The following is a 12,774-nucleotide window of genomic DNA, read 5'->3' as shown; positions in this document are numbered from 1 at the left end:
GTGAAACCGATTACCGCACGATGTCATCCAGTCCCTCATCCTCCAACGACGGCAGCGTGTCCGCGACGTTCATCAGTTGCGTAAGCGCTTCCTCGATGGGGTTGAAGCCCCCAGCGACGCGGTGCGCTGCGATTGCCGCTTCGACGACCGTCGGCGTACCTTCGAGATGATGGGCGTAGTCGGCGGCTACGGCATTCACAGCCGCTACGTGCGGATCGTATCCATTCGAATCGGCCCAGTTGTCCAGCCCCGGCGCGTTGTTGGCCTGGGCGTGGAGCATCACCGCCATCTGCGCTTGATGCGACAGTTCGGAGACGAGGAATTCGTGGCGCCGCGCGATCAGATCGCCCAGCCACGCTTTGCCTTCCTCCACATACTGTTGCGTTGTCGCTTCCCGATAGGGCAACGACCGCAATTTGCCGAGGTTGTAATACAGCGCCTTCATCGTGCCCGGTTCGAAGCCTTGCTCGGTAAGCAGCATCGACGGCAGACGGTAGTCGAACAATCGAGGAATGGAAGCAGGTTTGATGCCGTCTTCCGGCGCCATGGCGAGCAACCGGTCGAGTAAGACCGGGTTCGACAGCGGTGCGTCGCCGCGCTCGTTCGCCGCCTCCATTTCATAGAACAGATTGGTCATCGTTCTCTGGACGAGCGGGTGTTCGTAGACACTACGGGGTACGCGTGAAGCGGCGCGGGTTGCGGTGGTGGACGCGTTATCGACGCCACTGCAACGCCATGACGCCGGTGCCCCCCCCTGCAACGTAGCCGCCGTTTGTAAATCGCCGGCAAGCGATACTGCGTCAGCCAGACCGGCGCGTACGAGAGGCGCAGCGGACGCCACCGGCACATGCGGCGCGAGCGACGCAGAAAGTGGGGAAAACGCCGCGGGGGTCAGCGAAGTCGAGGGAATAGCCGGCATCAATCATGCTCCTGAGAGTGGTGCGCCGACCCATTCGGCGCACGGAGCCGGGAGCGTCTCTTAGTGCCCTGCGTTCCACTATCGAAAATCGTCGACGGTCTATGCCCCTGCGCACGCCTGCCGTATATTCCCAGTGCATCAATCTCACCTGCGACAAACGACGAGTCGAAAAAACAAAAAAGGCAACGACAGTCTCCCGTCGTTGCCCTTCTGAAGCGATACCGCCCGTGCGTCGAACGATTACTCGTCGAGCACCTTATTACCCGTCTCTTCGAACATCGATACGGCGATCAGCGAGATCAGCACGCAGCCGATCATGTACCAAGCCGGTGCCATCTTGTTACCGCTCACACGAATCAGCCAGCCCGCGACAAGCTGCGCGGTACCGCCGAACAGCGACACGGCAATCGCGTACGCGCTCGACATATACCCTGCGCGCAGATGCTTCGGGAAGTTCTCCGGCATCAGCGCATAGGCCGGGGCCGAGCCCATCGTGTAGCAGAACATCAGCACGACGAGCGCCGCGAGCACCACCGGCAGCGACGGGAAGTGCGTCATGATCCAGAACGCCGGGTACAGCAGCACGATCAGCAACACACGGCCGATGATCGTCAGCGGTTTGCGACGGCCCATCTTGTCCGACCATGCGCCGTAGATCGGGCACATCACCAGCGAGATTGTGCTGGCGGCAACGCCTGCGAGCATCGACATCTTCGGCGGCAACCCGAGGTACTGGATACAGAACGTCGGCATGTAATACATCATCACGTACGTCGACACCGACATGCCCATGATCGAGAAGATCGTGAGGAACCAGTTACGGATGTACAAGCCGCGCTTCGGGTCCTGACGACCGGCGACCACTTTGGGCTTCGGCGGTTCTTCCTGAATATGACGGCGCAGATAGATACCGACCGGTGCGATCAACGTGCCGAGCAGGAACGGAATGCGCCAGCCCCAGCTGTGCATCGTGTCGTCCGAGAGCAGGAAGCCGAGCGTGGCCGCCAAGCCCGAGCCGAGCAACGCCGCAGCGCCCTGGCTCGCCAACTGCCAACTGGCGCGAAAGCCTCGGCTCTTTGCGCCGCCCACTTCCAGCAGCGTCGCCGTCGCCGCGCCGAACTCGCCGCCTTGCGCGAAGCCCTGCAACAAGCGCGCGCCGACAATCAGCAACGGCGCAGCGATCCCGATCTGCGCATACGTCGGCGCCAAACCGATCGCCGCCGAGCCTATCGCCATCAAACCGATGGTGAGCGTAAGCGCAGGCTTACGGCCAGCGCGGTCGGCATAGCGACCGAGCACGATGCCGCCGAGCGGACGCATCACGAAGCCCACGGCGAACACGGCAAACGCCAGCAGCGACGACGTGATCGGATCGTCCGACGGGAAGAACTGCTTGCCGATGGTCAGGGCGAAGTAGCTGTAGACCGTGAAGTCGAAGAACTCCAGCAGGTTGCCGATGACGGCCGCAAACACGACCTTGCGCTGTTGCGCCGGGGTCATTTGCGCAGCACCGGCCTCATTCGCCGGAAACGATTGCGTTGCAATGCTCATGCTCGGTCCTTCGCAAGGAAACGTTCGACCAGACGCGTCCAGAAGGCGGCCCCGATGGTCAAATTGTCGTCGTTGAAATCGTATTTGGCGTTGTGCAGCATCGGCTTGCCTTCGCCATTGCCCAGACGGATGAAGCAGCCCGGCACCTTTTGCAGGTAGTACGCAAAGTCTTCGCTACCGGCGATCGGCGGGAACGGCGAAATGATGTGCTCGTTGCCCACCAGTTCTTCCGCCACGCCGCGTGCGAATTCGGTTTCGGCTTCGCTGTTCACGAGCACCGGATAGCCGCGGATGTAGTCGATCTCGGCCGTGCCGCCGTAACCTTCAACGTGCGTCGTCACCAGCGCGCGAATGCGCTCTTCGAGCTTCGCACGCACGACCGCCGAGAACGAGCGAACGCTCATCTCCATCGTGGCCGATTCGGGAATCACATTCGGGGCAAAGCCTGCGTGGAACGTGCCGACCGTCACCACAGCGGCTTCGGTCGGATCGATATTGCGTGCCACCACGGTTTGCAGCGCCATCACGAGGCTGCTGCCGATCATCACCGGGTCGATCGCCAGATGCGGACGCGCCGCGTGACCGCCACGGCCATGAATCGTCACCTTCACGGTGTCGCAAGCGGCCATGAGCGGACCGGCGCGAAAGCCGAACGTGCCCGTGGCAACGCCCGGGTGATTGTGCAGACCGAAAATCGCCTGACACGGAAAACGCTCGAAGAGCCCGTCGGCAATCATCTGCTCGGCACCGCTGTTCGAACCCGCCTCTTCGGCCGGTTGGAAAATCAGATGCACGGTGCCGTCGAAATTGCGCGTCTTGGCGAGATGTTGGGCCGCCCCCAGCAACACCGTCGTGTGGCCGTCGTGGCCGCATGCGTGCATCTTGCCGTCGTGCACGCTGGCGTAAGCGAGGCCGGTCTGTTCGTGAATCGGCAGCGCATCCATGTCGGCGCGCACGCCCACGGTACGACCGCTGGTGCCCGCGGTGAGCGATGCCACTACGCCGTGGCCGCCCACGTTACGCGTGACCTGATACCCCCAGCTCTCGAGTTTTTCCGCCACGTAACGCGACGTGTCGACTTCCTCGTAGGACAGCTCGGGGTGTTGGTGGATGTGGTGGCGGATATCGGCCAGCTGCTCGCGCGCGTCGGCCAGATCGCTCACCTCGCAATAGCGAATCTCGCTCATCGGGGGCTCCTCTCAATTTTTTTGAATACCGCGAAGTCCCGGAGTATTGCACCGACGAAAATTCGCACCCATGACGCAAACCAGTCCAAAATGTTGCTCTCAGAGCAACAATCGGCGCGATGAAATCGCTCGAACGAGACAGTGAGACCCAGATGACGACCGAATCGTGGATGGACGAGATTGGCGAGCGGCCACTCAAATATCTGACCGAAATTGCCGCCACGGGCGGCGTGCGAATGGCCGCCGAATCGCTCGGCGTGAACCCGTCGGTCGTGAGCCGTCAGATCGCGGCGCTGGAGCGGCGGCTGCGCTTCCCACTGATCGAGCGGCGCGGGCGCAACGTGAGCGTGACCGAGATCGGTCAGGTGCTGATCGACTTCTACCGCGATGGTCAGCGCCGCCAACGCGATCTGTCGGCCCGGCTGGAGGAGTATCGCCACTTAAAACGGGGACGCGTCGCCATCGGCGTTGGCGAGGGCTTCATCGGCAATCTGATTGCGCGCGCGTTGCAGCGCTTTTCGATGACGTATCCCGACATCCTCGTCGAGATCCGCTCCGGCCCCACCCCCGTCGTGCTCTCGCTCGTGCGCGACGACGTGGTCGATATCGGCCTGTGCGCCCGCTCGGCGGACGACCCAGCCATGCGCATCCATCCGTTCGCTCCGAAGCCGCTATGCGCCGTCGTCGCGCCCTCACATCGCTTCGCGCAGATGACCAGCGTGCCGCCGCTGGAATTGGCCAACGAGCGGTTGATCTTCATGACCGAGACCTTCGGCGTGCAGCACTTCGTGCACTCGGTGCTCGACTCGGTACGGCTCAACGTCATTCCCGCCTATCGCGTCGATCTGTTCAATACGGCGCAGACGCTGGCGGCCGCCGGGCTCGGCGTGGCGTTTATGTCGTCGATCACGGCGCGGCGCGGTATCGAACTCGGTGAACTGGTCGCCGTGCCCATCGATCACCCGATTGCCGCCGGTTTCTCCAGCCAGATGATGACCCGCGTCGGCCGACGACTGTCACCGGCGGCCGATCACCTCTGGAAGCAACTCGCCCAAAGTCTGGCCCAGCGCTAATGGGAAGCGCGGCAGTCCCTATCCGCAGATGGCGTATCATCGGCCGAATGTTGGATATCCCTGCCTGCCGATGACGACCGACGAGAACCAACAACCGGGCCCGGCCCACAAACGACTGCGTGCGCGCTTCGTGGCGATTTCATGGCGCGACCTCGCCGTCTCCTTCGGCCCGGTCGTGCTGGTTGCGATTGCCGCGATCTGGCTGGCCGTCTGGCTCGTCCAGCCCGCACCGCCGCGCACCATCACCATCAGCGCCGGCCCCGAAGGCAGTTCCTTCTGGAATGCCGCGCAGCGTTACAAGACAATCCTTGCCCGCAACGACATCACGCTCAACGTGCTGGCCTCGGAAGGCTCGCGTCAGAACGTGGAGCGTCTGGCAGATGGCAAGCAGAACGTCGATCTGGGTCTCGTGCAAGGCGGCGTCTCGGGCGGACTCGATACCGACGGCCTCGTCTCGCTCGGCAGCGTGTTCTACGCGCCGATTTCCGTGTTTTATCGCGGCCCGCGCGTTAGCAAACTCTCCGACTTCACCGGCAAGCGCATCGCCATCGGCCGCGAAGGCAGCGGCGCGCGCGCCCTCGCCCTCGCACTGCTCAAAGCCAACGGCATCGAGCCGGGCGGCCCCACCGACCTAACGTCGTACGACGGGCAAGAGGCCGCACAAGCCCTGATCGATGGCCGCGTCGATGCGGCCATGCTCTCGGGCGATACGGCCACCGGCCCGACCATGGGCAAGCTGATTCGCACGCCTGGTGTGCGGCTGATGGACTTCGCGCAAGCCGACGCGTACACGCGCCGCTTCACGTATTTGAACCAGTTGACGCTGCCACGCGGCGTGTTCGATCTCGGCAAGAATTTGCCCGCGCAACCGGTGCACGTCATCAGCCCGACCGTCGAACTCGTGGCGCGCGACAGCCTGCACCCGGCACTCTCCGATCTGCTTATCGAAGCCGCACGCGAAGTGCACGGCAAAGCGAGCGTGCTGCAACGTGCCGACGAATTCCCATCGTCGCAAGTGCATGAGTTTCCGCTCTCCGACGATGCCGCGCGTTACTACAAGTCAGGTAAGGGCTTTCTGTACCGGCATCTGCCGTTCTGGATAGCGAGCCTCGCCGACCGCATCGTCGTGCTGCTCGTGCCGATTATCGTGGTGCTGATTCCGGCGTTCCGGCTGGTGCCGTCGCTCTACAGTTGGCGCGTGAAATCGAGGTTGTATCGCTGGTACGGCGGCCTCATTGCGCTGGAGCGCGAGGCACTGGCCGACGATGCGCACGTCGAGTACAAGAGCCTGCGTCACCGGCTCGACGCCATCGAAGCCGCCGTGAACCGGCTGAAGATTCCACTCGCCTATGCCGATCAGTTCTACGTGCTGCGCGAGCACATCGGGTTCGTGCGCCAGCGGCTCGACGCCATGAACGCTGAACCCGCGCGCGACGCCGCACCGGGCAGCGACACGGCTAAGCCCGCCGATTCCACAGATGCGGCCCCCACCGGGCACGCTTAGCGATCTCAAAGTGATGCTTATGCACGTCATAACCATCACAAGCTTTTCTTATGGACAGGGGCGGCGCACACTGCGGCAATGTCTCGGGCGGGTATGGCTTTCCTACCTGCCCGCCCTGAATGCCCGCGCTTTTGTCACCGATCGTTCGTATGTTTCTCGCTATGCCGTCCGCTCCCGTGCCTACGCCCGCTAAATCGGGCGCCGCCGCTTGTGTCGTTCGCCCCGTGCGCGACGACGACCTGCCTGCCATCACGGCGATCTATACCCACCACGTGCTGCACGGCTCGGCGTCGTTCGAAGAGGTGCCCCCGGGTCAGGCGGAGATGCGCGCGCGTTGCGCGAAGGTGATCGATGCGGGGTTGCCGTATCTGGTGGCGGAGCGCGACGGCAACGTGCTCGGCTACGCGTACGCCACGCACTACCGCCCGCGCTCGGCGTATCGCTTCACACTCGAAGACTCGGTGTATCTAGCGCCCGACGCCATTGGGCAAGGCGTTGGCCGCGCGCTCCTGCTCGCGCTCATCGCGCGCTGCGAAGGCGGCCCGTGGCGGCAACTGATTGCCAATGTGGGCGACAGCGGTAACGCGGCGTCGATTGGCCTTCATGCATCGTGCGGCTTCGTGCAAGCGGGCGTGCTCACGTCCGTCGGCTTCAAGTTCGGCCGCTGGGTCGACACCGTCCTCATGCAACGCCCGCTGGGCGCAGGCGACGCGACGTTGCCCGACTAATCCCCAACGTCAGAACGGCGACTCGCGATCCAATTCCTTGTAATACCGGAAGATGCCCGTCGTATTGAACGCGACGCGGCGCGGCGACTTGAGATACGCCGCGATACGCGGCTGCCGCGCCACCCCGTCGTGCACCGTCTGACAGCGCGGATACACCTTCGCAAAACCCGCCATGGCGCGCGGGAACGCGTAGTTCAGCCCGGCAATCACTTGAAACAACGAGAGATCGGCGTACGACATCGCCTGTTCGCTGAGCCATCCGCTGCGATGCGGATTGTTGGCCAGCACGCGTTCGAAATAATCGAAGAACTTGGGTAACCGGTAGTCGATCAGGTCGGCGGTGCGCTTGCGCGCCTCGGTGCGCTGATTGCTGTAGTACAGCCGACTGGCGATGGGGTGATGGCCGTCGTGCACTTCCGCGACGAGATCGGCCAGGGTGAGTTGCAACTGATTCACGAACCGCCGCGTGCGGGGCGACTCGCCGACGAGGCCTAGCACCGGCCCGAGATACGCGAGGATATTGGCCGTCTGGCCGATCAACTCATCGCCCACACGCAAGAACGGCGGCGCAAACGGCGGATCGGCGCATGCGGCATCGTCCATCGTGTGCAGCATGCCGTCCATGCCCTGCCCGGGCGCATCGCCCTGCACGATTTCCACGAACGGCGTGCCGGTCGCCTCAAAAGCCAGCCGCACAAACTCGCCGCGCCCCTGCAAACCCGGCCAATAGAACAGCTCGAAGGTCATGCCACCTCCTCACGCCGATTCGGGCTAACGCATCATGAGACGCCCGGCTGCATCTCCACGCGATTCTTGCCCTGTTGCTTGGCGCGATACAGCGCCAAATCCGCCGACTCGATGAGCGAAGTCGACGCCATGTGCGTGCGCGGCACCAGCGCCGCACCGCCCAGACTGATCGTCACGTTGCGCCCGTTTGCCGACCCGACATGCGGGATCGCCATCGCATCGATCTGCGCACGCACCTTCTCGGCAATGATCGCCGCACCAGCCGACGACGTATTCGGCAACACCATCACGAACTCTTCGCCACCGAAACGCGCCGCCAAATCGGCGGGGCGCGTCGCCGCATCGGCCAGCGTCTGCGCCACACGGCGCAGCACGTCGTCGCCAGCAATATGGCCGTACGTGTCGTTATAGATCTTGAAGTTGTCGACGTCGATCATCAACAGCGCCAGTTCGCGCTGCTCGCGCAACGCACGACGCCATTCCGCGCCGAAGTACTCGTCGAAATAGCGGCGATTCGCGAGCCCCGTCAGGCCATCGGAATGCGTGAGCCGCTGCAATTCCAGATTCGTCTCGAGCAACTGCTGCTGACTCTCGCGCAGCGCACGATACGCCTCGTCGCGTTGCAGCAGGTTCATGTACGAGCGCGAGTGATAACGCAGGCGGGCAACCAGTTCGATGGTGTCGGGCAGCTTCACCAGATAGTCGTTCGCGCCCGCCGCGAAAGCTTCACGCTTGATCGTCGACTCTTCCTTCGTCGAGAGCACGATGATCGGGATGTCGCGGGTGAGCGGGCTTGCGCGGTACTGCCGCACGAGCGACAGGCCGTCGGTGCCCGGCATCACCAAGTCCTGAAGAATTACCGTTGGGCGGGTCTGTTCGGCCACGCGCAACGCTTCTTCGGGATTCGAGCAGTAGTGGAAGTCGATGTTCGCCTCGCCCGCCAGCGCCCGCCGGATCGCTTCGCCGACCATCGCCTGATCGTCGACGAGCAACACCATGGCCGACGAATCGTTGAGGCTGCTCTCGGTGCCGGTCGGCAAAGCGGCCGGCGGCGTGGGTTGGCGTGGGGTTGTCGTCATGGTGTGCGTCCTGTCAAACGGTGCCAAACAGCGTAATCAATTGCGGCGCGATTGTCGTAAGCGGCAAGATTTCGGATGCCGCGCCAGCCTCCGCCGCCGCTTTGGGCATGCCATACACCGCACTCGTTGCACGGTCCTGCGCAATGGTGATGAACCCGCGCGTGCGCATGGCGCCCAGCCCGGCCGCGCCGTCGCGTCCCATGCCGGTCAGCAGCACGCCCACGGCGCGGGCGCGCCAGCATTCGGCCACGCTTTGCAGAAATACATCGATCGAAGGCCGGTACACCGCGCTCTTCGGCTCGTCGGAATACGAGCATCGTCCGCTCGCGTCCAACCGCAGATGCCGGTTACCGCCCGCGAGCAACACTTCACCCGCCACCGGGCGATCGCCCGCCTGCGCGAGCCGCACCGTGAGCGGCGTCTGCTGATCGAGCCATGCCGCCATGCCCGGCGCAAACGCATCGTCGACGTGCTGCACGACGATCACGCCCGCCGCGAAATTCGCAGGCAAGCGGCCCAGCAAAGTTGCGAGCGCCGCCGGTCCACCTGCCGAAGCGCCGATGGCGATGAGCGCATCGGTGCGCGGCGTCGCCTGCGGCACCACGGGCGGCACGGGCACGACCGCGTCGGCCTGTTGCGCCGCGACCGCGTCGATCTTGGCGAGCAGCGAGGATGCCGGGCGGGCGAGCTCCGAGCCGCCTAACACCGGCGTGTCGACCGCATCGACCGCCCCCGCACCCATCGCGTCGAAGACCAGACTGGCGTGATGGCCCACGTCGGAGGTCACGATCAGAATCGGGCACGGCGTGCGGCGCATGATTTCGCGCGTCGCGGCCACCCCGTCCATGACCGGCATCACCAGATCCATCAGCACGAGATCGGGAGGCACCGGCGAGCACATCGATACCGCCTGTGCGCCGTCGTATGCCACCCAAGCCACGTCGAGCCCCGGACGCTGCGCGAGCGTGCGGCGTAGCGCTTCCACAGCAATGATCGAATCGTTCACGATCCCGATCTTCATGACTGCGCCTCCCCGATGAGATCCACCACCGCACGCAGGAGCGCGTCGTCGTGGAAACTGCCTTTCGCGAGATAGTAATCCGCGCCGGCATCGAGCCCGCGCTGGCGATCCTCCTCGCGATCTTTATATGAAACGATCATCACCGGCAGGTCGGCGGTGCGCGCGTCGCGCTTAATCAGCGTGACGAGTTCGATACCGTCCATGCGCGGCATATCGACATCGGTAATCACCATGTCGAACGTCTCGCTGCGCACCGCATTCCAGCCGTCCATGCCGTCGACGGCCACACTCACGTCGTAGCCGCGCGCGGCCAGCAGTTTGCGTTCGAGTTCGCGCACGGTCAAGGAATCGTCGACCACCAACACGCGTTTGCGTGCGGCGACGCCCGCCTGCACCGCACGCGTCGGCAGGCGTTCTAGCGAGCCAGTCTCGACCGCCTTGGCGATCGAGCGCAGCAAGTCTGCTGGGTCGATGATGAGCAACGGCGTGCCGTCTTCCGCCAGCGCACCGGCCGCAATGTTCGGCAGCTTACCGAGACGGGCGTCGAGCGGCTGCACCACGAGCATGCGCTCGCCGAGGAATTTGTCGACGGCCAGCCCATAACGCGCTTCGCCGTCGCCAATCACCACCACCGGTTGTGCGCCGGGAGCAGCCACCGGCTCGCTGCCGTACAGCACCTGACGCGCGCTCACCACGCCGATCTGGCGGCCATCGAGCGTGAAATGCGGACGCCCTTCGAGCATTTCGATGTGTTCCGGCGCGAGGGCCAGCGTGCGCGACAGGCTCGCCAACGGCAAGGCATACGGCTCGCCGCCAATCTCCACGAGCAGACTGCGCACAACCGACAGCGTGAGCGGCAGTTGCAAGACGAACTTGGTGCCGCGCCCCGGTGAGTGTTCAATGCGCACCGTGCCACGCACGGCCGCGACCATCGCACGCACCGCATCGAGCCCCACCCCGCGCCCCGAGACGTCGGTGACTGTCTCGCGCAGCGTAAAGCCGGGCAGCATCAGGAATTCGAGCAGTTCGTTGTCGTCGAGCCGCTGCGCCGTTTCCATCGTCACCAGCCCGCGCGCGACGACCGCGTTGCGCACGCGTTCAAGATCGATGCCCGCGCCATCGTCGGCAACACTCACCAGCAGCAGACCGGCGCTGTGGCGTGCGCTCAACGTAATCGTGCCTTGCGCCGGTTTGCCCGCGGCGAGACGTTGCGCGGGGCTCTCAAGCCCGTGGTCGACGGCGTTGCGCAGCAGATGGCCGAGCGGCGCTTCGAGTTGATCGAGAATGTCGCGATCGACTTGCGTGTCGGCGCCGCGAATATCGAGTTGTGCCGGTTTGCCCAGCGAGCGGCCGAGGTCGCGCACCATGCGCGCGAAGCCGCCCAGCCGGTCGCCGAGCGGGCGCATACGGCAGGCGAGGGCTTCGTCGTAAAGCCGTTGCGAGAGTTGCGTCGAACGGCGATCGAACTGATCGAGTTCGTGAAGTTGTTCGCCAAGCAGTTGACTGCCGACGCCCAGCGCGCGACGCAAATCGGCCAGCGCACTGAGCAGCGTCTGACGGTCTTCGTCGTTGCTGACGGCGTGCGTCATGGCCGTGCTCATGCGATCGAGCGCTTCGCCCGCCTCATGCTGATGACGCTTGAGCCGCTGCAACGATTGCGCGAACGGCTGCGACCAGCGCGACGCGACGAGCGCTTCACTCGACAACCGCAGCAGGCGGTTCAGGGTGTCGGCGGAAACACGCAGCGCACGGGAGGCACTGTCGCCGTCGGCAGGGTCGTGACGCTCATCGGCATCGTGGGTGCCGTGCAACACGGCGAGTTCGTCAGGGCTGTGTGACTCGATAGGCGAACTCAACGAAGCGAGCGCGGGCGGCAACGGCTCGGCGTCGGAGGTCGACATTCCGTAGCTCGCATAGTCGAACGCTTCGGCGTCAGCTTGCGCCGCCTTCTCTGGCAACTCCGGCAACTCGGCGAGTTGCGACGTCAGCGCGCTCACGAACGCGTCGATTTCCGCTTTTCCTGCGCCCTGCGCCCAGCCCATGTCGCCACCCGGCGGGTGCGCCATGCGCATGAGCAAATCCACGCCCTGCAACAAGCGGTCGATATACGCGCCATCGAGCTTGAGCGTGCCGCGTTGTGCCGCGACAAACGCGTCTTCCAGCACGTGAGCCAGGGCCACCCCAGCGTCGACCCCCACGATTCGCGCCGCGCCCTTGAGCGAGTGCGCAGCGCGCATGCAGGCTTCCAGTTGCGTGGCATCGGTGGGTGCGCGTTCCAGCGCCAGCAGGCCGTCACCGAGCACCTGCGCCTGCGTTTCCGTCTCCATGCGGAACAGGTCGAGCAACGAGGCGTTATGGAGTTCGTCGCTCATGCGAGGCTCCTGTCGAACGCCGCGCCCACGCGTGCCGGGTCTAGCACGCCAACCACACGCTCGCGCCAGTGCAGCACCGCGTGAGCAAAACCGTCCGACGCGCCGAGTGCCGTCGCGGGCACCGTGCCCAGCGCACTGCTCGCGGGCGTCACGGTGCCGTGCACTTCCGTGACCGGAAACGCGCTCAGATGCGAACCATGGCGCATCGCCAGCAGCCGTGCCATGCCGGTGCGCCACGTATTCGATGGCGTCGCCATCACCGGGGCCGCAGGCTGCACGCCGAGCAATTCGCCCAGCGACACGCACGGCACGAGCGCGCCGCGCAGATTCACCAACCCGAGCAACGCACGCTGGCGATGGCCGGGCACCGTGTGCCACGCTCGCATCGGCGAGACTTCCTCAATGACCGACGCGGGCAGCGCCAGCCATTCGTCGGCGAGACGGAACAGCAGGAGCGCCGCCCCGCGTGTGGTCGCTTCGCTCTGCGTTGCGGCACGCCACGGTGCCGGGTCGGCGGGCACGACCGGCAGCCGGTCGAGCAACTCGGCCGCTTGCCGGTGCAACGCGCCATCGCGCTTCGGTGTGTTCGTCAT

11 protein-coding genes are annotated in these 12,774 nt (G+C 64.7%); 3 read left to right on the top strand and 8 right to left on the bottom strand.

The window, feature by feature from the left end; genetic code table 11:
* Positions 1–10: 10 nt before the first annotated feature.
* From PPN31114_RS11030 to PPN31114_RS11020, 3 genes are all read right to left on the bottom strand, one after another.
* Positions 11–637, bottom strand: coding sequence for a hypothetical protein (locus PPN31114_RS11030; protein WP_150679558.1), 627 nt, complete (start codon positions 635–637; stop codon positions 11–13).
* Between the two features lie 522 nt (positions 638–1,159).
* A complete protein-coding gene (locus tag PPN31114_RS11025) occupies positions 1,160–2,470 on the bottom strand; it encodes an MFS transporter (RefSeq protein ID WP_370865864.1) in 1,311 nt (436 codons plus the stop codon).
* The gene (locus PPN31114_RS11020; RefSeq protein ID WP_150679557.1) at positions 2,467–3,657 is read right to left on the bottom strand and encodes a M20 aminoacylase family protein; all 1,191 of its coding nucleotides are present in this window, start codon (positions 3,655–3,657) and stop codon (positions 2,467–2,469) included. The genes PPN31114_RS11025 and PPN31114_RS11020 overlap by 4 nt, the downstream gene beginning before the upstream one ends.
* Before the next feature lie 152 nt (positions 3,658–3,809).
* Here PPN31114_RS11020 and PPN31114_RS11015 point away from each other — a divergent pair, with 152 nt between their 5' ends.
* The 3 genes from PPN31114_RS11015 (at position 3,810) to PPN31114_RS11005 (ending at position 6,962) form a co-directional block, all read left to right on the top strand.
* Complete coding sequence (locus PPN31114_RS11015) at positions 3,810–4,730, top strand: LysR family transcriptional regulator (protein WP_150679556.1); 921 nt, start codon at positions 3,810–3,812, stop codon at positions 4,728–4,730.
* 70 nt (positions 4,731–4,800) lie between these two features.
* Positions 4,801–6,234: a TAXI family TRAP transporter solute-binding subunit gene (locus PPN31114_RS11010; RefSeq protein ID WP_246182510.1), complete on the top strand. Its 1,434-nt coding sequence runs from the start codon at positions 4,801–4,803 to the stop codon at positions 6,232–6,234.
* Between the two features lie 161 nt (positions 6,235–6,395).
* Positions 6,396–6,962 (top strand): GNAT family N-acetyltransferase, encoded by a 567-nt coding sequence (locus PPN31114_RS11005; RefSeq protein ID WP_150679555.1) that lies wholly within the window; start codon positions 6,396–6,398, stop codon positions 6,960–6,962.
* 9 nt (positions 6,963–6,971) lie between these two features.
* Here PPN31114_RS11005 and PPN31114_RS11000 read toward each other — a convergent pair whose 3' ends face one another.
* Genes PPN31114_RS11000 through PPN31114_RS10980 form a run of 5 tightly spaced genes read right to left on the bottom strand, consistent with a single transcriptional unit; the run spans position 6,972 to position 12,774 of the window.
* Positions 6,972–7,709, bottom strand: a complete 738-nt coding sequence (locus PPN31114_RS11000) for a glutathione S-transferase (RefSeq protein WP_150679554.1) — start codon at positions 7,707–7,709, stop codon at positions 6,972–6,974.
* Positions 7,710–7,741: 32 nt separating this feature from the next.
* Positions 7,742–8,788 (bottom strand): diguanylate cyclase, encoded by a 1,047-nt coding sequence (locus PPN31114_RS10995; protein WP_370865863.1) that lies wholly within the window; start codon positions 8,786–8,788, stop codon positions 7,742–7,744.
* A gap of 13 nt (positions 8,789–8,801) precedes the next feature.
* Positions 8,802–9,809, bottom strand: coding sequence for a chemotaxis response regulator protein-glutamate methylesterase (gene cheB, locus PPN31114_RS10990; protein ID WP_150679553.1), 1,008 nt, complete (start codon positions 9,807–9,809; stop codon positions 8,802–8,804).
* Positions 9,806–12,181, bottom strand: coding sequence for a hybrid sensor histidine kinase/response regulator (locus tag PPN31114_RS10985; RefSeq protein WP_150679552.1), 2,376 nt, complete (start codon positions 12,179–12,181; stop codon positions 9,806–9,808). The genes cheB and PPN31114_RS10985 overlap by 4 nt, the downstream gene beginning before the upstream one ends.
* Positions 12,178–12,774, bottom strand: a complete 597-nt coding sequence (locus PPN31114_RS10980; protein ID WP_174987934.1) for a chemotaxis protein CheW — start codon at positions 12,772–12,774, stop codon at positions 12,178–12,180. The genes PPN31114_RS10985 and PPN31114_RS10980 overlap by 4 nt, the downstream gene beginning before the upstream one ends.

It is taken from the genome of Pandoraea pneumonica, from assembly GCF_902459645.1.
In the GTDB taxonomy this organism is placed as follows: Bacteria; Pseudomonadota; Gammaproteobacteria; order Burkholderiales; family Burkholderiaceae; genus Pandoraea; species Pandoraea pneumonica.
Note: the sequence above shows the minus strand (reverse complement) of the source record. Positions and strands in the feature narration are given on the sequence as shown.